This window comes from Microbulbifer sp. NBRC 101763, from assembly GCF_040371615.1.
Classification (GTDB): Bacteria; Pseudomonadota; Gammaproteobacteria; order Pseudomonadales; family Cellvibrionaceae; genus Microbulbifer; species Microbulbifer variabilis.
The window spans coordinates 326,532-344,992 of the sequence record NZ_BAABQV010000005.1 but is presented as its reverse complement, the minus strand read 5'-3'; the positions used below and the strand labels follow the sequence as shown (position 1 = coordinate 344,992).

Here is an 18,461-nt window from a genome sequence, read left to right as displayed (position 1 = left end):
TCGATAAAGACGGACGCTTCTTGTTGACTCACTTCTACGCCTATAAAAATATACCAACCTGACATTTCATTCCAAGTGTGTTCGAGTGTAACTTTCGCATGTTTTGGCGAATGTTGGGAGCTATGCTGGGCAAGAATTAAAGAGGGTGGTGAAAGTAAAAAGTATACCCACAGTGACTGCTCGCCAATATAAGGGCGGTTCTCTGGTGGCGCTGAAATTAAGTATAATCCTTGGCAAATTTCCGTTAACTCTTCTGATAAGGCGCCGGCAAAACTTTTTGCTCCATGCTTTTCACTCATATTCTATTATCCGAAATTAACAGAACACAACTTTCGCCATAGCGGTGCACAAACATCAAATTAACGTTCATCACCTCATAGGCGATATTTACAGCCGCATAAAAGCTGTCTCGATATGATTTTTACCCCTTAAAAACATTTGATACCTTGGTGGTTATATATAACGCCAACCTACAGATATTTTCACAGCCTTAGCCGATACTACCAGCATTCTTTACTGAGGATTAGTACCCTTCGCTGATATATTAAAAAATCATATATTAATTTATAGATTAATTGTTGGGTGTTATATCCCAACATTACTTCGGGCAGTTTTACGCAACTATAGTGCTGTAGTCACTATACCGTTCGTAAATGTTGGCAACTTTTCCACAACTTTGGTCCAGATCTAACTCGCCAAAAAGTCTATTCATAAGGTACTGATTACGCTTGCGGCGCTTCCAGCTGGCAATTGAAATAACCGTTGCTTTATCCGTTTTCTTCGCTTTTCTGTCCTCAGCTTTCAGTAAATTTAGGGCTGTCAGTGTTGCATTTACTTGTAGACTGATAGCTTCTTTTCGAGTTGACTGGCAGTGGGTTAGACCTGTGTACTGTTTGGCATCCCAGGACAAAAACTCTATTTGAAATCTTGACTTGTAATAGGCGATCAGTTTCATTGCATCTAGCTCTGTGTCTGTCGAATACAGCGGTGCATGCCCATCTTTGTCGCCGTTAGTAGACCTCGGCATCACAACGCGAATGACTCTTTTCAAAAAACTTGCATAGACAGCCTTTGTATAAACCTCAGTCGTATCATTCAGAGCGCCAACATGATCAAAACGGTTCAGGCCAGCTATAAAGTCAACTTTTCCATCGTATTTTTGGGGCGTCCAGTGCCGCTGTAAACGCCTTCATATAGCCATAGCAGGTTTGCATCAGATCGCAACTTGCCAACGATGTGCAACTCCGTTGGAATGTTGGTCGAACCAAATTTCACCTTGCTATACTAGGTATCTGCAGCAGGATACTTAATGCCGAGATCAAGGAGTGTTGGTGCAAGTTTGACGGCATGGTTAGCATATAGCTCAATTCAGGATCGGCCTTCTTCGTCTATTGTCTGCTGGGCATCCATGGCATAGGCAGTATTCGACTTCAGGTCAGTGATGCTGATTATAGAGATTTCAAGGCCACGTTGTGAGGCTCCGGTACCACCATTGTAATACCAGCCAACTTCCTCTGTTGTTTTCCTGGTTTATTGATAAAACTAGCATCTATAGCCGCCACACATTCATCGTTGTTTGGGAATGTCTGCATAAATAATTCTGCATTGAACTTAACGAAGTCAAAATTCCGACGAGACCATCGACGATAGCGCTTTTCACTGGCTAAACGGTATCGCTCCATGTTTAGAAATGTCGCCTTCCCCTGAAAAACCATCAGTACAGTAAATAGCGTGAGTATGAAATTTCTCCGTGGTTTTTTGACATTGGACATTCGAACGAAAATAGCTTTAACTCCGTTTTCCATAGGCAGGTACTGCGTCAATTTGATCTGAGGACCTTATTTTTCCATACCTGTCCATGGTTTCTACCCATTTCACCTCTTAAAACTGTCCGAAGTATTTTTAAATAAAGAAAAGTATAATCCTGGTTTAGATTAGGTTACACATGACTCTCCTGTATTTTTCAGTATAGAAGTGGTTTATAACTATATTTGCAACAAGAATAATTTAACTATCTATGAAAAAAATTCACAAAAGCACTTTGCAACCTTTGATGAAGAAATTGAGTTTAATGAAGGGCGTCTATGGGGGAAATTAATTTTGTATCATCAATAGGGAATGCGAAACATAAGGAGTTTGGGGCAAAGGTTTTTAAGGATGGTGGCTTTAATGGTGAGTTTGACTGATTTATTTCATGTCTAGAGACCAAGTTAAATGATAAAAGGCTGACCTTTTTGCTTAAGCTAGTTAAAGAAGATGGTACAGCGTTTAAAATAAAGGATTTCCTAATTACCACTCTTGCTAAGTTAAGCCTAGCTCTATATAAATACAGTTATCTCGTTGATCTGCAAGGGAATACACCATGGCTCGCAACAAGGTATAGTTTCAGAAGGGGATTGGTTTGACCAATTCCTCAACATGTACGGCAGCGAGGAACAGTGCTTCGATGCGCTGTCGTGATGGCGTTGGCCCAATGGCTTTAGTTGTCCTTACTGCGGATATGACAAGCATAGCGACCTCGCTTATCGTAAGCCTAAGCAGTGTAACCAGTGTCGACGTCAGACATCGATTACCTCCCGTACGATTTTTGACTCCACGAAGCTTTCCCTCACCACCTGGTTTCTCGGTATCTTCCTGATTACTCAAGATAAGAAGGGTGTTTCCTGTTTGGAGCGATCTCGATATCTGGGTATCTCTTACAACGCAGCATGGCGTATGAAGCAGAAACTCATGCAAGTGATGATGGAGCGGGACCAGCGATACAAACTGTTCGGTTTTATTGAACTGGATGATGCCTATCTCGGTGGTGAGCGTGCTGGATGCAAGCCGGGGCGCGGAGCCAAGGGTAAAACTTCCTTTGTAGCTGCCGTTGAAACAACCAAGGAGGGACATCCAACCCGTATTAAGCTCTCAATTATTATGGGCTTCAAAAGCAGTGAAATTTCAATCTGGAGTAAAAATTCCCTTTGTAGTGGCAGCACAGTCATCTCAGATGGCTTTCCATGCTTCAATGCCATTAAGGAGGCCGGTTGTGTGCATGAAAAAAGTGTTTGTGGTGGTGGCCGAGCTTCTGTTGAAGAGCCTGAGTTCTATTGGGTAAATATGGTACTTGATGATTTAAAGAGTGCGCGGCGTAGTACTTACCATGCTATTAGGCCGAAATATGCACAGTGCTATTTGGCAGAATTTCAATATCGCTTTAATCGAAGGTTTGATTTATCGGCACTCATTCCAAGACGTGGTTTACGTCTCTCTTCGGACTCCACCGATGCCGGAAAGGTTGCTAAAAATTGGCTTAGCATAAGTGGTAATTAGGTAAACCTTTATAGAGAAAGTAGGGGGCAGGCCTCCTTTAGTACTTTTATTGAGATATATGCTTCAATGCGTAGTTTATCGCTTAAGAGAGTGTTCGTCGTTGATGGGTAAGATCATAAAAGATGTCACATTTAGAAATGGTGAAAAAGCTACCATGTTCAAGCATGCCAATGGATATTGGCATTGTCCTGTATGTGGTAGTCCTGAGCTGGGATCTCCTGCTTACTTAGAGGATGGTAGTGGCTCTTTTCAAATATGTAGCTGCGGCTTTGAGTTTGGTTTTGACGATGAACCATCGGCATCCGGTGCAAAAATTGACTCTGTCATTGGTAATTGGGAAGTTAAAAGGCATCGTAAGTTATAATACTTATCCTCCAAGTCCGATCAATATAAAGAACTGTTAACAAATTTGAGGTGTATCGGTATTGAGCTAAACACATAGTAAAAGCATGTACCTGACCCCCCGTTGGGTGATTACGGCATTGTGTATTTTAACTGGTCTTACATTTCACCTAAAACAGAAAGTGGAGAAGACCTTTAACGTTTGTGTTCAGTAACTCGAAACGAGCTATGCAGCTTATCGAACCAATAGTTGAATACATAGGTATATATCACGATGTAAATCACCATGACTATCTCAAGCATAAATGCTTCTAGGATAGTCAGATTAAAGCTCCACGCGATTATTGGCAACGTCAGTACTAACATACCCCCCTCAAACAATAACGCATGTATGGCTCTAACGATAAATGTCTTCTCCGGGTTTTTACGTATATTCAATAAGTACCAGTCAAAGGCGTGATTGAAAACCATATTCCAGACCAGCGCAAACAGTGATAGTCCAGCTGCAATTGCCAGTGACTGGTGTACCTCCAGCCCAAGTACTGGCACAACCAGCAAGCCACTCGTGAGCAACAGGAAAAACTCGTAGGAAATAGCCTGCACTAAACGATTCTTCAATGAATAAGTCATCAACCATACTCACTCTGCTTGAGAAAATATGCTTGAATGATATACAGTTAATTTAGATGGAATAAGTTAGATACTATACCTTATACAGATAGATTGAATGTATGGCAGTTTCTATTGAACAACTGGAAGCATTTGTAGCTACCGAGCAGGCTGGCTCGTTTTCAGCGGCTGCACGTAAATGCGGAAAGGCGCAGTCGGTAATCAGCTCATTGGTATCGAATCTGGAAGTTGACTTGGGGGTCAACTTATTTGATCGAAGTCACCGATACCCTCGATTGACGGACGCTGGTGAGTCATTGCTGGAACGCGCACGGAATCTTATTGAGCAACGGGAGCGTTTGATGGCGATCGCTCAGGGGTTGTCTCTGGATGTCGAGGCCCGGTTGACGTTAGCTATTGCCCAACATGTGCGTATTAAAAACCTGGGTGGACTCTTTCGAGAGTTTGAGACCAAATATCCACATGTTCAGATCACGCTCAGAGCGGGAAGTGTTCAGGATGTACAGACCTGGGTTGAAGGAGGGGTAGCCCAACTCGGGATTATCACACAGCTGGATGAAGTGCCCGCTGGATGCGATTTCAGAGCCCTGGGCCATCTGAAGCTTACAGGCATCGCCTGCGTGGATCACCCGATTGCGAGACTCACTGAAGTTACCTGGGAAGACCTGAAACAATACCGACAAATCTTATTGCAGGAGTTTGAGATATCCAGCCAAACTCGCTGGCTGGTGTCTCCAGACGTGTGGAGTGTGTCACGGGTCGATGATGCGCTTGACCTTGTCGAGGCCAAATTGGGCTGGGCGGTATTACCTCTACACGTGGCTGCAAAGGGAATAGCGGCGAAAAAACTGATACAGCTCCCCCTGGTATTTGAGCAAGAGAAGGAGCTGTCACACGGTGTAGATATCATCTGGTCCAGCAAGCGTCCACTGGGTCCCGCTGCCACTGACTTGATGAAGCGGCTGAGCACAGAGGACGCAATACTGAATAAGGATCAGGCGTTATGAAGTGCTCGACAGGTCTCGGGCAAAATCTGTGATGGTCGTTTTCGGCTTACCTAGCACCTGCCAGGTTTTTTGACTTACCGGTTGCTCCTTTAGTTGTTCTACATAAGTCAGCATATGCTCCATGAATACTGCCTGTTCTTCGGGCAGTCCCATTTCTGCAATGGTGGCGATAGGGTGGAGGACAATTTCTGTTCCCGGAGAATAGCCTTCGACAAACTTCTTGGCTGCTTCAGGTAAAGACATCCCCTCAGTACCCTGAACCGAAAAACTTTGGTTGTAAGCCATCTCATTCCCGATAGCATTACCGATCATCTCTGCCAGATCTGTTGTATTGGTGTAATAGATAGGATGAACATGGTCACCGATAATCGCAAATTGGCCGTTCTCGATGAATGTGGGGAAAGAATCCAGGAAGAACGAACAGAAGAAGAAAGTGAAATTAATGCCCGAATTTTTAATGGCCTCTATGCCTGGTATACGGATTACATTGGTCTTGTACTCGAGACCCTTGTCCGCAAATTCCGGGTGTAGATAATCAATACCTGCAATCTGCATAATGTGTTTTACATCAGTGACCTTTGCAGCCTCAACGATATTAATCACTCCTTCACGTTCTGTGTGAAAGGGTAAGCTAGGGTCAAGTGACGTAGTATTCAGGGTTATATAAAGCGTTTTGGTACCAGCCAGTGCCGAGACCAAGCTCTCTTTGTCCGAGACATCTGCTTCGATAAGCTGGATACTCTTTGGAAGGATAGTGCGAGCGCTAGCGGCATCCCTTACTACCGCAGTTACCTGGACACCTTTACTATCCAGTTTTCGCGCTACCTTGCGACCTAACTGGCCTGTGGCGCCAATAATCGTAATAGTTTTCTGCATGGTTCAACCTTTAGAGCAATGAATGAGGTAGCCCATACTTTGCTCAAGATCTAAAAAATCTTACAGTTATGTACCATCTATCAAATAGATACTACAGCAGGTTTCATTGCATAAATGTATCTAAGCGACCGAACATGATGTATGGGGTAATTAACCTAGGGTGGCTTATGACTGACTGTTTATTTGTGCAGATTATTGAAGTATCGTCTGCATCGACTTTGTATTTTCTGAAACCGCCGTCTGAGAGTATGGCCATCCAATTCTGGATAGGGGTATCAACCGATATAGGACATTCAATTTAATATTTCTACCTATTTACAACCTGCACCCAAAAAGTCGCTTAAGCAGGCGCATGGTAAGCGCGACTTAGCATAGTATTGGTGCGAAAATTGAAGCTTGACGCACCTTGCCGTCTAGTCAAGTTAAACCTTAATCGGGAAGCGCTGGCGGGCCTCCTTCCTTGGCTAATCTCCTTCTGTTGCCTACTTTTCACTCCTCTTCAATACGTACATAGATCTCCTCGCGGCGAATGTGGAGGGGTTTGAGGGGGGGGATGCCTATCTTTGGCTGATGTCCCTTTACGCCTAGAAATTTGATTGAGACAGGAGTTCCAATTGTCTGGTTTGTGTCTGTTTTGTCCTTAAAGTCAACATGTTTGTTTATCTGCGGTTTTAGGCAAGCGGGCGGCCATCCCTCCAAGGCGAACCCAGAACTACTTGAGTAGGTGCGCAATCTAAAAGGCGAATTTCATTCTGAAACTTATATATCGCTTTCCTGCCAGAACTGCCCGGATGTGGTTCAAGCACTGAACCTGATGGCTACCCTCAACCCCAACATCACCCACGAGATGATCGACGGCGGCCTATTCCAGGATGAAGTTGAGCAGCGCATTGTCATGGCAGTACCAGCGGTCTACCTGAACGGCGAACACTTCGACCAGGGGAGAATGTCTCTGGAAGAAATCGTCAGTAAACTGGATAGCGGCGCCGCAGAACGCAAAACTGAAGAACTCAATGAAAAAGCCCCTTACACTTGCTGGTAGTGGGTAGTGGGTAGTGGGTAGTGGGTAGTGGGTAGTGGGTAGTGGGTAGTGGGTAGTGGGTAGTGGGTAGTGGGTAGTGGGTAGTGGGTAGTGGGTAGTGGGTGGTGGACCCGCCGGTGCTGCAGCAGCCATTTATGCCGCACGCAAGGGTATTCGAACAGGCCTCGTGGCTGAGCGCTTTGGCGGACAGGTGATGGATACCGTGGGTATCGAAAACTTTATCTCAGTCCCTTACACCGAGGGCCCGAAGCTTTCAGCCAGTCTGGAACAACACGTTAAAGAGTACGGCGTAGATATTATTACCGACCAACGTGCAGCCAATTTACAGCGCAACGAGCTGGTGGATATAGAACTGCAAAGCGGCGCTACCCTATCCAGTCGCTCAATCATACTGGCCACAGGAGCCCGCTGTAGAGAACTCGGCGTGCCGGGTGAAGCGGAATACTGCACTAAGGGCGTGGCCTACTGCCCCCACTGCGACGGTCCTTTCTTTAAAGGCTGGCGTCTAGCGGTAATTGGCGGTGGTAACTCCGGTATTGAGGCTGCCATCGACCTGGCCGGAATTGTCGAGTATGTCACCGTATTGGAATTTGCCGACAAGCTGCGAGCAGATGACGTTTTAGTGCGCAAAGCTCAGCAGATGGATAACATTATCGTCAACTCGCAAACCACTGAAGTCCTAGGCGATGGTAACTAGGTAAATGGACTCGCCTACACCGATCGTGAATCTGGAAAAAATAAAAAACTCGATCTGGCAGGAATCTTTGTGCAAATTGGGTTGGTACCCAATACAGAGTTTCTCAAGGAAACCGATGTTGAAATGAATCGCATGGGAGAGATCGTTATCAACGAGCGTGGCGCAACATCTGTACCCGGGGTCTACGCTGCCGGCGATGCCAGGGCGCAGGTGCCACAGGAGCATTGGGCGCGTTTAATTACCTGATCCGCTCCTCAGTGGAATAAAAATAGGTACTTCTCAAGGCCGGTCTTAGACCGGCCTTTTTTACTTATGTACTGCACGAAATATGCCGCCATTCCAGCCCTCTTAAGAATTTGTAGTCAAGGTCAATGGGATTCTTTAGTTCTCTTCCTGCCTCGCAACCTCTCCTTTATCCCACCGACACTCCCTGTTCATTTTGGCCTGCGGGGCTTAAACATTATCGCCGTAAATAACCTTTCAATTTCTCAATAAATAGCAACAAATCACGACAATATAAAACAACCACTATAGAGAAACCCTAGTATTAGCTGAGAATACTATCGAAGCCCATACTTCACTATCGAAACTGGAAAAATAATCTATTTTAAGTTCAGTGATAGTAGGCCATAAAGCGCCTAAGGGCCGAGAGAGAAGACAACTAAGATAACGGTGAATTTAGCGTATTATGAACTACGAAGCCCAATATCATAGAAAATTGACCACAGCCGATAATGCCATATCCGCAATACCCAGCGAAAGTATCATCTCTATGGGCATGCGTGTAGCCACGCCACCGGCCTTACTAAAAGCTTTAGAAAATCGAGTTCGAGCAGACGACATAAAGAAGCTTAAGGTGTACTACATGCGCTGCGGTGGCATCGCAATGAAAACCATTTTTCAGGAAGATTTACTAGACCGCGTTAGACCTTTTTCGTCCATGCTCACCAAAGACGAGGTCAAGCTCGCCAAGAAAGGTTTCGCTGAGGGTAAAAAATATATTAACTATGTGCCTATTTCCTTCAGTCGCTACCCTGAAATCATTAAAAAGCAAGTTAATTTGGATGCCTTTCTCGTTACCGTATCCCCAATGGATAAATATGGATACTTCAATTTTGGCACTAGCGGGGATTATGCGATTGAGCTATCCAGGCACGCGGAGCGATTGATTGTTGAAGTCAATAAAAATATGCCGAGAACTTCTGGGCAAACATTACTTCATATTAACGAAGTGGATGCAATCATAGAAAACGACACCCCATTAATCGAAGAGCCACAAAGAGAAACCTCTGAACTGGATAAAAAGATAAGCGACTATATTGCGCCACTAATACCTGATGGTTCCACCATTCAAATGGGGATTGGTGGTGTTCCCAATGCAGTATGTGAGCAATTGGTTGGTAAGAAAGATCTTGGGATACATACTGAGGTTATCACCTCGGGCATGATAAACCTGATCAAATCTGGCGCTGTTAATAATTCACGAAAAACGCTTAATACCCATCTCAATGTTTTCACCTTTGCAATAGGTGACAGGGTACTGTATGACTTTATTGATGAAAATCCTTCAATGGCCTGCCTCCCAGTCTCTTACGTCAATGAACCACAGACTATTGCCCTTATTGACAACATGATCTCGGTCAACTCCTTTATTGAGATCGATTTCGCTGGTCAGGTAAACGCAGAGTTCACTGACCATCAATTCTCAGGAGTGGGTGGACAACTGGATTTCATTAGAGGTGTCTATTACTCGAAAAACGGTAAGACCATATTGGCAAGCAGTTCTACAGCAAAGGGCGGAAAAATTTCTCGAGTGGTACCGCGATTAAATACAATCACAACAGATTCCAGGCTTGATGTTGATTATGTAGTTACTGAATACGGCTGCTGCCAGCTGATGGGGAAATCAACCACAGAACGTACCCATGCCCTAATTAATATTGCACACCCAGACTTTAGGGAAAGCCTGCTAAAAGAAGCTAAAGAGCACAATTTTATCTAACTAACCCTATGATCAACCTACACATTCATCCTGCACTGCTTTTCACGCCAGGTAATAAACCCAATCTTTTTCAGAAAGCCGCAGAAGTAGAAGCCAGTGCCGTTATTATTGATCTCGAAGATAGTGTACCCAAAAGTGACAAGCAATTAGCCCGAGACAATGCATTTCAATATCTTTCCAAGAACACCAGCCACACCACAGCCAATATTATTCGAATCAACCACCTAACAAGCAATGAAGGGCTAAAAGACATACTTGCTATTACTAGAGCCAAATTACAGATCGATGCTGTACTTTACCCCAAGACAGAGTCCCCTAATGATATTCAGCAGCTTAGTGAACTTCTCTCTCAAACTTATGAGGACTTAGCAATAATTGCCTTAATCGAAACAGCCAATGGAACAATTAACGTCCACAATATTGTTAATAACAGCCCACATAAACTGCAGGCCTTGATGTTTGGTGCTGCAGACTACGCCAACGACCTGAACTGTGATAACTCCATTAACGCCCTGAGTTCTGCTCGCAGTAAAATCGTAGAAGCATCAGCGACAAAGAATCTGGCCTGCTATGACTCACCTTATTTTGATTTCAATAATGAAGGTGGGCTACTGAAAGAGCTGAATATCGTTAAGGCAATGGGATTCAATGGCAAAGCCGCTATCCACCCCAAACAAATCTCAGCAATCAAGTCTTCTTTCAAGCCTACTCAAGAAGAGTATGAAAAAGCAGAAAAAATCGTAGAGATTTATAACAATTCAAAGGGCAAGACCTGTCAATACCAGGGTGAGATGATTGATGTACCTGTCTATTCCAAAGCAAAACAAATCATCTCTATCTTCAACAAATTAAACTGAAGCCGTAAGGGAAATGGTAGTCATGCAATTCCAACCCTATAAAAAAATCAACGATAACCGCTATCGGGAAGACTTTGGATTTTACTTCGAAGACTTCACAGAGGGTATGATCATTGAGCATCGTCCAGGTAGGACATTGACTCGAACAGACAATACCTGGATGACGTTACTTACAATGAATACGGCACAATTGCATTTTGACGCACACTATGCACAAAACACTGAATGGAAGTTACCGCTAGTAGATAGCACTCTAACCCTGGCGATTGTAACTGGAATGACCGTAAACACTATCAGTAAGAAGGTAGTAGCTAATTTAGAATGGGATAAGGTAAAGCTACTAAAACCCGTTTTTGAGGGGGACACCATCTACGCTGAGAGTGAAATCCTATCTAAACGGGAATCACGTTCCCGCCCTACTCAGGGAATAGTGACGGTTGAAACTCGTGGCTTCAATCAAGATGGTGAACTATTTATGAGTTTTCTGAGAACAGTATTGGTGTACAAGAAAGGACACTCACCAAATTACGGCATTTAGGGGGCCTATTAATAACGCCGTAATTTCAATTACTTTCAGAGCTGCTCACAATCAAGACAAAGCTTTGTAGGAATATCTAGACCTTTCCATAAGTCGCAACGCAGGATGCCAATCGCACTAAAACTCTGTAGTGCGAACCTTGAAGGCCGCATGTGCTGTGTACTTAACGGCTATCTGCACTGAAGCCCCTCCAGCCTATCGAACAAAAAACCAGAAACAAGGGCCACTCCACCAAGCCCCTGCCTAGCCTACAAAGAAGCGACAGGTATGCCTCAAAACCAATGGTACTATAGAATCAGCTTATGCATGCGCAGGGTCTAGCCACTCACCATCTTTCTTTACCGCCCATCAATCATAAAGTAAGCGATCTTACCAGATCGTAGGTGAGGGTTTTATTTAAAGTGCCGGGCTAGCACCGCTGAATGCCAAGTCATGGACACCTTAAAGGGTTGTGCTATCAACAGACAAATATGGTGGCATTCGACAGAGGTCCACCTTCTTGCGGACAGCGCCGTTATATCATGCGGCTGCGGCCATCCCAACTTTATCAAGTTGGATATTCCAGGGTAGCAGCGCCTCATAATCCTCAACGGAAAAGCATGAAAAATAGAGTTTTTCTGGTTCTTTTTGTTGAGTAAAGTCCAACCCAGAAAGCAGACACTGTAGCTGTGAAATCGACAACTCTATGGAATCATTTGAAATGCCAGGAAAGATAAACCTCGACTTCTCATTTCGCTTATAAAGGAGCCAGAATCCTTTATCTTCCCAGTAGAGCATACGAATTTATCGGCCTTTTTATTGCGAAAGATAAAGAGCTGACCGGATGTCGGATCTTTGTGTAACGTATCAGCCACCAGCAGCACAATACCATCCATCTGCTTGCGAAAATCGATCGGCTGACGGTAAAACCAGACTTTGCTGTTAAACGGTAGCCACATCGTATTTACAGGTCCATAAGGTCAGGGATTTGCGCCAACAACACCAGGCTATTAATCACCAACTTTATGTCATTCGGGAACTCTAATATATCCCGGTTTCCCGTAGTAGCTGTGGAAGACTTGATATCCACGGGAACAAAGTCAAAGGTATCAGAGACCGCAGTTTGTTCAGTTAGTTTTTGGTACCAGTAGAGGAACTGGCTGTGGTTTAGGTTGTGATTACGGGTATAAGCGCGCTTGGATTGAGAGCTTCTCTCGTGGGCCCTGACATGGGTTTGCCACTGCTGCTGATTCATAGGGCCTTCCCCCAAAGTTGATGGAGGGGGTATCATGGCAAGCCCGTCAGAGCAAGTTGAATAATGTGGTTCATGCACCGCTTACGTACCATCTATCAAATAGATACTACAGCAGGGCCTTCGTGTCTGCTTTTTGTTCATGTTTGACGCGCACGTAGATCACCCCTCGATGGACGACAAGGGATTTGGGGTGGGAGGCATACTTTACTTAATTTCCCGTCACCTCCAGCAATGTGTGTGAGGAATTCGTAACAATTTTTTGGTTTTTGCCAGTTCGGGGCTTGTGGGTAAACTCATTGCTTTCTACTGGTGCTCAAGCCGTGGGGGTATTCCTTAGTAGGGCAACTAAGTGACTTTTTTTGGGTGGGAAGTCGGTGGGTGCAGGGGAGGGTAGGAGTGACTTTTTATATAAATCTCCCAAAATAGGCAAGTAAGATGTTTTTGCATTGTTCTGTATATCAGAATTGAAAAGCAGCTTTTCTTATTTCTTGAAGATAAGCAATAACTCATTGACTCATAAAGCCTTCCTAAAAATATACAGAGCAAAGAAAGTACAGAAATATAAAGAGGTTGCTCTATATCTTTATTTGACATACGTATCGGTTAAAGGTGGTTTCTTGACTCTCTGCATCTTTTTGTGTTGTAGGATATATGAGCTTTGGAATTAGAGAGAAGCATGATATACAGATGTAGCTTTTGAATTAACCGGTAAAGGTATCCGATCGTGTAGTTTTTAAAATTGTCAAGTAAACGCAAGGCCATACGGATCTTCAAAAGGGATTTAAGGCGTAAATTATCAAATGATTGGGGGAATAAGAGAAAGTATTTAGTCTCTGAGGTGGCTAATAGTGTTCAAAACCACTATCCTAAACTGACTAAGTATCAAATGTACGCAATATACATGTGGTCAGATAAAAAGCAGTTTGATAAATATTGTACAGAATCTGGCGTAAGTCTTAGCTCAATCGAGGCCAGGAAAGAAATTGATTCTGTTGTGATTTCTATGAATAGAAGTGATTCATCCCTAGTAGAATCCAATTGTAGCAACGAATTTTCTGACTCAGGAGGTTCGGATTGAGCCCACATTTAACACGAAAAGGCATACGGTGTAAAAAAACCGTTGCTTCGATATGATTTTACCGTAAGTACTTTAGGCGTCAAAAATCCTGAGTTCGGAGAGAGGGTTAGTGGAAGAAGTAATAGGTGGTGTATTTAGGTTTCTCGGTCGATTTATTGTTGAGACTATATTTACAATCATTGTCGAGGTCATGTTCCACTTTCCTGGCAATCTCATTTGTAAACCTTTCACAAAGAAAGGGAGAGAGCCAAATGGGTTTCTGGTGGTGATTGTCAGTATGTCATTTTGGTTGTTATTAGCTGGATTAGCCTACACAGCGTACTCCCTTCTTTCTGGTGAGCCCGGTGCCTAACAAGCACAAGAAGTATGCTACGGCTCTTCGGGCCTTTTTGGAATGACTTACTTTATGTACATTTTGCACAGTTTGCTCAAGAAAAGGCTGGAGCAGAGCGTGTAGATATGCATCTCGTTGCCAAATAAAGTTTAACTGCTACAGAGGGGGTAGGGCCTTCTTCCTTAGGGTGCCTGACCTGAACGACCACCATTGCCTAATTTTTGTTCGCTTTTAGTGTAGGCATTGATCCCTCAACTGGTGGAGTGAATGCCCACCTTTACTTGATCACCTTTCTCTTTCAGTACTGCAATCGAGACGATTGTCTCAATTCTTAGTTTTTCACCTGTTAAGTGTTTTATCGTGAACATGCTTGTTTACAGTAAAACTCACGCTTGTGGGTCGGATCATTCCTTGATGTGGAAGCTTGGTAAATGATAAATAGCAAAGGCGAGGTACGGAGGCAGTGTATAGAATAAAAAATGTGAATCCTAGGCAGCTGTAGCTCAGTGAGTTGATTTGAACTACTGATTTTTATCTTGTTGGGCTGACGAGCTTTAGAGTTGTCGAGAAGCGTGATATATAGATGTTACTTTTAAATTGACAGTTAACTTTTAAGGCGTATGAATCTTATTCTTGAAGGAACAGATCAAGTAAAGTTCTTCACGAACATAAAGGAAGTTTTCTCTGCCCTCAAAATTTCATGCCATGACTATGATTGGTTTGTCAGCGATATAGAAACAAACGATTTGCCTATATCAGAGGGTTGGCACTCTGGGGTTGAGCTAGAAAAAACAATAACTAGCAATGATGTCCAGTTCATTTGGGCTGTATTCAGCGCTTTTCCTATCGGCACCCGATTTGCGGTTGCTGAACCACCGTACGTTGATGGAAACCCTAATTACTGGAATGCCTCTGAACCAAAACCCCAGTTAGAAAAAGCTATTTTTGAAATAGCCTGCTGGGACAGTAGTGCCACAATATTAATAGGGATAAATTCAGCTATGGCTGAGAATTTCAAATCAATATACACAGATACGATAGAGCTAAAGTATGCGGCAAGGTAAGGAGCTTGATAAGCTTAGGCATGGCGAGAAAGTAAACGCTACGTTTTAGCTTTACTCATGCTATGTGTGTGAAATTTAGAGGATATAAAGTTGAATGAATTAGCAGAAGGTTCTTGCAATTGCGGAGCCGTAAATTTCAGAATTAGCGTAATCCCCGAAGATGTATATATATGTCATTGCTCTATTTGTCGTAAAGCTACAGGCGGAGGCGGAATATCCGTAACGGTGATTCCTAATGAAAGTTTTGAGTGGGCTTCTGGCCAAGACCATATAAAAAAATGGATAAAGCCAAATCATGATTGGCAAACAAATTTTTGCTCAGAATGTGGATCATCCTTACCTGGGAAGAACGATGATAAGGCTATGTACGTTCCTGTAAGCTTGCTTGACACTGGCTTTGAGAGGCTAAAAGTAAAGCAGCATTTGTTTTTGGATTCAAAAGCAGTTTGGGAAGAAATTAGTGAAAAATGGTGGACCTAGCAAGGTGGTTAGGTTTGTTGCGAGGGTTGCGCAGAATATTCAGAGAAACCCGCAGTAACACTACTCTTTCCTCAAAAGATATAGGGCAGGGAAACTACAGATATATAGATATATTGATCTATATCTTTCTTTGAACACTTGTGCCAACTAAAGATATCTTGATCCTCTGTATCTTCGGGCTGAAGGGCTTTGGAATTATAGAAAAGAATGATATATAGGTGCTGCTTTTGAATTTACTGTTATGTCCCTTACGATTCAGAAATAAAAAGGAATTACTCATGAGGTATTATGTGGAGGTGCTTAAACAGATTCCTCACTGCCAATCCGTTGAAGATTATGAGGCACTGTTATCCTGGAACATCCAACTTGAGAGAGTTGGTGTGGCCACAGCCGCATGATATACTGCGCTGTCCGCAAGAAGACGGACGTCTGTTAAGCAGTCATATTTATCCGTTGATGACACAACCCTTAAAGCCTTCCATGGCTTGGCATTCAGCGGTGCTATCCCAGTTCTCTAATACAAGCCTCACCTACGATCTGGTAAGATCGCTTACAAATCTGTTAATCATACTTATTCGAGACAAAGAGAGTACAGTGTTGCACTGTTAGTGACGGATAGTGAAGGAAATCAAGACTCTGACACCGCTAGAGTATTTGTATATGGGATGGAGGCGGTGGCTCCTATAATAACCTCTTTGCTTCTTTAAGAGCTTTGGTTTTTGATTAGGTTTGAGCTTAATTCTGGGGAATATGTTAAGGTTTCGTATAAATTGATTGTTAAATGTAGAGGGATAAAGTGAAGAGTTTTAGTGTACTTATAACAGTAATGGCTTTGATGTTTGTTGGTGGTGTTCAGGCAGGGACGCCAACTTGCCACTCAGGGAGTGATGTGTATTGCCAATACATAGGCAAAGTCGAACGTATCTATGTGAATAAAGATAATCTTATATTGTTATATTTTGATACACCTGTAGCGCTAAATATTCCAGAAAGCGCTGGACTAAGTGCAGTATATGACTTTGCTGCTGCTTTCGCTGCCGATGAAAACCCTGAGTTCGCCAACATGTTCTATTCAACAGCTTTGGCTGCCCAAGCCTCTGGGCGCGATGTAACTATACAAATGAGGGGGCTTCAGGGGGGGTATTTGAAGATTGACCGAATATGGTTGTCAGCTCCATAGTATAGTGGTCTATAACTTCCGGACTCTTCTATAAGAGAGTAAAACTAACAAACGAAGTGCTCGGAAGGATTAGATGTAGTAGTTCAGACTTGATCTGACAGTTACCGGTTTTTCAGAAGATGTTCGGTCAGGTCAAATTCAGTTTACGAGTTTTTCCTTCCAGGTGCCTTTTCCATCTTCAAGTGTTGCCATCGAAGTGCGACCGCAACACTTCTTACCCTGATGGGTCCGATCATTATTGTAATATACGAGCCATTCGTCTTGATCCTTTTGAAGCCCCTCTACAGATCCATAAATCTTGCGACGTAACGATGGTTGGTAGAACTTCTAAAAAATTGTTTTATGGAATCGTTCACAGCTGATCATGCCAGCGATTTTTGATTTTTCAGTTATAGAGGGTGGGGAGTTGCTTTCTGATACATGTGAAGATAAATATAGGGTTGCGACATTACCCATCTTAGAGATGGTGTGCGCTCAAAGGTGCTACTATGATGATGAAAGAGAGGGGGAGGTTTGGGTGGGGGCCCCTCCATTGTAAATCTGTTCCCACCGCCTTTCAGTGCTTGCTTTTTATTCTCTTTTGATACGCGTATAGATCTCTTTCCCGTGGACGAGGGGGCTGGGGGCGTGGATACCTATCTTTACTTGATTGACTTTCACTTCTAGCACTATTGTGTAGACGAACGTCCCAATTTTTAGTTTTCGTCGGTTCGGTGTGGTGGACGTGATCAGTAAAAGGCGGGGGGCTAGGCACTCGGAAATTGGGGATTCGCTCCAAGCTACTGAGTTACCTAATTGGACGCTATAGACTCCAATGGCAAAGAGGAATGGGGTTACAAGTGGTTGTGGCTCGTCGTTAAGTATTGAAGTAATATCGCTTACCAATATCGGATTGAAACTTATGGAGTGAGTAAACAAATCTAAACGTTTTGGGCTTTACACGGGATGATGCCTAGGGCACGCAAAATCACACAAACTTGCCAATCAAGTCTGTATGAAGAGATTTGATGTGGATGTGGTGCTTAGGAAAGGAAAGCTTGATAATCCGCAAATCGATAAGGTTAGGTATCGTGAGGACCATCGGCCAATGATGGTGAAAAACAAGAGAGCGGGCGAAGAGAGGCCCAAACGAAACGATATCGTATCCTATCGGATGCCAGGCTCTTCAGAGCCGTATATTTTGGCTAAATCGGGTGGGGTATCACTTTTTGATGGTATCAGTAGCAAAGTTCCATTTAGAGAGGGAAAGGATGCTTGGTGGATAATTACCAAAGATGCGAGATTGGAATCAGGATTGTTTATTGCAAAAGATATGTTTCCCGATGCAGAAGGCAATACCCACTACTCGATTGAAGCGGAAATCGACATGCCTGTTTCTGAGTATTTTGAAAAGCTTGCCGCCTTAAAAAAATATATGAGAGTTAAGTGATGTCTTATAACTACAAAGATTTGAACTACATACGAGAAGCCCTTGCTTGCTATGAAGAAAAATTGTGTGATGTTAATATTAACGAATGTGATGATGAAGAAGCTGAAGAGCTTCAAGAAGATATTCTGTACATGGGACGTTTGAGGGCGCTGACCGAAAGAATGATTGACGAGTGGGAGAATAAGGGCCCCACTTTAACCTCAGTCTGAAGGTCAGGACATAAAGTAAAAAGGTTAAAGTAGTTAAGGCCTCCCTTATGCAGGAAAGACGTATTGAGCTAATTATTTAGACAAATATAGGTACAGGTTGCATCTGCCCTCAATTGCCTAACCTGGGTTTTTATTTTATGAAGAGAT

The 18,461-nt window shown here is 43.4% G+C and carries 19 protein-coding genes and 4 pseudogenes; 15 read left to right on the top strand and 8 right to left on the bottom strand.

The genetic code is table 11. From position 1 onward, the window contains the following. Positions 1 to 613: 613 nt before the first annotated feature. Complete coding sequence (locus tag ABWV76_RS14380; protein ID WP_353376494.1) at positions 614 to 1,126, bottom strand: transposase; 513 nt, start codon at positions 1,124 to 1,126, stop codon at positions 614 to 616. Between the two features lie 322 nt (positions 1,127 to 1,448). Further along, positions 1,449 to 1,805 carry a hypothetical protein gene (locus ABWV76_RS14375; protein ID WP_353376347.1) on the bottom strand — a complete coding sequence of 119 codons (357 nt, stop codon included), beginning with the start codon at positions 1,803 to 1,805 and terminating at the stop codon, positions 1,449 to 1,451. Between the two features lie 590 nt (positions 1,806 to 2,395). Here ABWV76_RS14375 and ABWV76_RS14370 point away from each other — a divergent pair. Both ABWV76_RS14370 and ABWV76_RS14365 read left to right on the top strand, forming a co-directional pair. Next, a pseudogene (locus ABWV76_RS14370) lies at positions 2,396 to 3,304 on the top strand (IS1595 family transposase). Positions 3,305 to 3,418: 114 nt separating this feature from the next. Next, the gene (locus ABWV76_RS14365) at positions 3,419 to 3,679 is read left to right on the top strand and encodes a hypothetical protein (protein WP_353376345.1); all 261 of its coding nucleotides are present in this window, start codon (positions 3,419 to 3,421) and stop codon (positions 3,677 to 3,679) included. Positions 3,680 to 3,852: 173 nt separating this feature from the next. Here the strand turns inward: ABWV76_RS14365 and ABWV76_RS14360 are convergent, their stop codons facing one another. After that, a complete protein-coding gene (locus ABWV76_RS14360; RefSeq protein ID WP_020413065.1) occupies positions 3,853 to 4,287 on the bottom strand; it encodes a PACE efflux transporter in 435 nt (144 codons plus the stop codon). A 101-nt stretch (positions 4,288 to 4,388) separates the two neighbouring features. Here ABWV76_RS14360 and ABWV76_RS14355 point away from each other — a divergent pair, with 101 nt between their 5' ends. Then, entirely contained in the window at positions 4,389 to 5,294 is a 906-nt protein-coding gene (locus tag ABWV76_RS14355) for a LysR family transcriptional regulator (protein WP_353376344.1), read from the top strand. On the opposite strand, the gene ABWV76_RS14350 is transcribed toward ABWV76_RS14355, so the two are convergent. After that, entirely contained in the window at positions 5,289 to 6,170 is an 882-nt protein-coding gene (locus ABWV76_RS14350; RefSeq protein WP_353376343.1) for an SDR family oxidoreductase, read from the bottom strand. The genes ABWV76_RS14355 and ABWV76_RS14350 overlap by 6 nt on opposite strands. 724 nt (positions 6,171 to 6,894) lie before the next feature. On the opposite strand from ABWV76_RS14350, the gene ABWV76_RS22045 reads away from it, so the two are divergent. From ABWV76_RS22045 to ABWV76_RS14330, 5 genes and pseudogenes are all read left to right on the top strand, one after another. Continuing rightward, positions 6,895 to 7,212, top strand: a complete 318-nt coding sequence (locus tag ABWV76_RS22045) for a thioredoxin family protein (protein WP_502914809.1) — start codon at positions 6,895 to 6,897, stop codon at positions 7,210 to 7,212. Positions 7,213 to 7,309: 97 nt separating this feature from the next. After that, positions 7,310 to 8,155 (top strand): annotated as a pseudogene (locus ABWV76_RS22040) (FAD-dependent oxidoreductase). A gap of 442 nt (positions 8,156 to 8,597) precedes the next feature. Then, complete coding sequence (locus tag ABWV76_RS14340) at positions 8,598 to 9,911, top strand: acetyl-CoA hydrolase/transferase family protein (RefSeq protein ID WP_353376341.1); 1,314 nt, start codon at positions 8,598 to 8,600, stop codon at positions 9,909 to 9,911. Between the two features lie 8 nt (positions 9,912 to 9,919). Then, entirely contained in the window at positions 9,920 to 10,768 is an 849-nt protein-coding gene (locus ABWV76_RS14335) for an HpcH/HpaI aldolase/citrate lyase family protein (protein WP_353376340.1), read from the top strand. Between the two features lie 22 nt (positions 10,769 to 10,790). Continuing rightward, positions 10,791 to 11,306, top strand: a complete 516-nt coding sequence (locus tag ABWV76_RS14330; protein ID WP_353376339.1) for a MaoC/PaaZ C-terminal domain-containing protein — start codon at positions 10,791 to 10,793, stop codon at positions 11,304 to 11,306. Between the two features lie 519 nt (positions 11,307 to 11,825). On the opposite strand, the pseudogene tnpB reads toward ABWV76_RS14330, so the two are convergent. Both tnpB and tnpA read right to left on the bottom strand, forming a co-directional pair. Next, positions 11,826 to 12,244 (bottom strand): annotated as a pseudogene (gene tnpB / locus ABWV76_RS14325) (IS66 family insertion sequence element accessory protein TnpB). A gap of 5 nt (positions 12,245 to 12,249) precedes the next feature. Then, the gene (gene tnpA / locus ABWV76_RS14320) at positions 12,250 to 12,540 is read right to left on the bottom strand and encodes an IS66 family insertion sequence element accessory protein TnpA (RefSeq protein WP_353376338.1); all 291 of its coding nucleotides are present in this window, start codon (positions 12,538 to 12,540) and stop codon (positions 12,250 to 12,252) included. Between the two features lie 739 nt (positions 12,541 to 13,279). Between tnpA and ABWV76_RS22035 the strand changes: the two genes are divergently transcribed. The 5 genes from ABWV76_RS22035 to ABWV76_RS14300 all read left to right on the top strand — a co-directional run bounded on the left by ABWV76_RS22035 (position 13,280) and on the right by ABWV76_RS14300 (position 16,676). Beyond that, entirely contained in the window at positions 13,280 to 13,618 is a 339-nt protein-coding gene (locus ABWV76_RS22035) for a DUF6559 family protein (RefSeq protein WP_502914808.1), read from the top strand. Between the two features lie 109 nt (positions 13,619 to 13,727). Further along, a complete protein-coding gene (locus ABWV76_RS14315; protein ID WP_353376336.1) occupies positions 13,728 to 13,970 on the top strand; it encodes a hypothetical protein in 243 nt (80 codons plus the stop codon). Positions 13,971 to 14,572: 602 nt separating this feature from the next. After that, positions 14,573 to 15,016, top strand: coding sequence for a hypothetical protein (locus tag ABWV76_RS14310; RefSeq protein WP_353376335.1), 444 nt, complete (start codon positions 14,573 to 14,575; stop codon positions 15,014 to 15,016). A 90-nt stretch (positions 15,017 to 15,106) separates the two neighbouring features. Beyond that, a complete protein-coding gene (locus ABWV76_RS14305; RefSeq protein ID WP_353376334.1) occupies positions 15,107 to 15,496 on the top strand; it encodes a GFA family protein in 390 nt (129 codons plus the stop codon). Positions 15,497 to 16,292: 796 nt separating this feature from the next. Next, positions 16,293 to 16,676: a hypothetical protein gene (locus ABWV76_RS14300; RefSeq protein ID WP_353376333.1), complete on the top strand. Its 384-nt coding sequence runs from the start codon at positions 16,293 to 16,295 to the stop codon at positions 16,674 to 16,676. A 138-nt stretch (positions 16,677 to 16,814) separates the two neighbouring features. On the opposite strand, the pseudogene ABWV76_RS14295 reads toward ABWV76_RS14300, so the two are convergent. Together ABWV76_RS14295 and ABWV76_RS22030 are read right to left on the bottom strand one after the other, a co-directional pair. Beyond that, positions 16,815 to 17,033 (bottom strand): annotated as a pseudogene (locus ABWV76_RS14295) (IS481 family transposase); the annotation flags it as partial. A gap of 213 nt (positions 17,034 to 17,246) precedes the next feature. Then, the gene (locus ABWV76_RS22030; protein WP_502914807.1) at positions 17,247 to 17,561 is read right to left on the bottom strand and encodes a carbon storage regulator; all 315 of its coding nucleotides are present in this window, start codon (positions 17,559 to 17,561) and stop codon (positions 17,247 to 17,249) included. 109 nt (positions 17,562 to 17,670) lie between these two features. Between ABWV76_RS22030 and ABWV76_RS14290 the strand changes: the two genes are divergently transcribed. Together ABWV76_RS14290 and ABWV76_RS14285 are read left to right on the top strand one after the other, a co-directional pair. Then, positions 17,671 to 18,105 carry a hypothetical protein gene (locus ABWV76_RS14290; RefSeq protein WP_353376332.1) on the top strand — a complete coding sequence of 145 codons (435 nt, stop codon included), beginning with the start codon at positions 17,671 to 17,673 and terminating at the stop codon, positions 18,103 to 18,105. Further along, positions 18,105 to 18,314, top strand: a complete 210-nt coding sequence (locus ABWV76_RS14285) for a hypothetical protein (RefSeq protein WP_353376331.1) — start codon at positions 18,105 to 18,107, stop codon at positions 18,312 to 18,314. The genes ABWV76_RS14290 and ABWV76_RS14285 overlap by 1 nt, the downstream gene beginning before the upstream one ends. Positions 18,315 to 18,461: the final 147 nt, after the last annotated feature.

Bases quoted from the DNA above. Each gene is read 5' to 3' on its own strand.
- ABWV76_RS14375 (WP_353376347.1), bottom strand. From the start codon at position 1,805: ATGGAAAACGGAGTTAAAGCTATTTTCGTTCGAATGTCCAATGTCAAA.
- ABWV76_RS14365 (WP_353376345.1), top strand. From the start codon at position 3,419: ATGGGTAAGATCATAAAAGATGTCACATTTAGAAATGGTGAAAAAGCT.
- ABWV76_RS14360 (WP_020413065.1), bottom strand. From the start codon at position 4,287: ATGACTTATTCATTGAAGAATCGTTTAGTGCAGGCTATTTCCTACGAG.
- ABWV76_RS14355 (WP_353376344.1), top strand. From the start codon at position 4,389: ATGGCAGTTTCTATTGAACAACTGGAAGCATTTGTAGCTACCGAGCAG.
- ABWV76_RS14350 (WP_353376343.1), bottom strand. From the start codon at position 6,170: ATGCAGAAAACTATTACGATTATTGGCGCCACAGGCCAGTTAGGTCGC.
- ABWV76_RS14340 (WP_353376341.1), top strand. From the start codon at position 8,598: ATGAACTACGAAGCCCAATATCATAGAAAATTGACCACAGCCGATAAT.
- ABWV76_RS14335 (WP_353376340.1), top strand. From the start codon at position 9,920: ATGATCAACCTACACATTCATCCTGCACTGCTTTTCACGCCAGGTAAT.
- ABWV76_RS14330 (WP_353376339.1), top strand. From the start codon at position 10,791: ATGCAATTCCAACCCTATAAAAAAATCAACGATAACCGCTATCGGGAA.
- tnpA (WP_353376338.1), bottom strand. From the start codon at position 12,540: ATGAATCAGCAGCAGTGGCAAACCCATGTCAGGGCCCACGAGAGAAGC.
- ABWV76_RS14310 (WP_353376335.1), top strand. From the start codon at position 14,573: ATGAATCTTATTCTTGAAGGAACAGATCAAGTAAAGTTCTTCACGAAC.
- ABWV76_RS14290 (WP_353376332.1), top strand. From the start codon at position 17,671: ATGAAGAGATTTGATGTGGATGTGGTGCTTAGGAAAGGAAAGCTTGAT.
- ABWV76_RS14285 (WP_353376331.1), top strand. From the start codon at position 18,105: ATGTCTTATAACTACAAAGATTTGAACTACATACGAGAAGCCCTTGCT.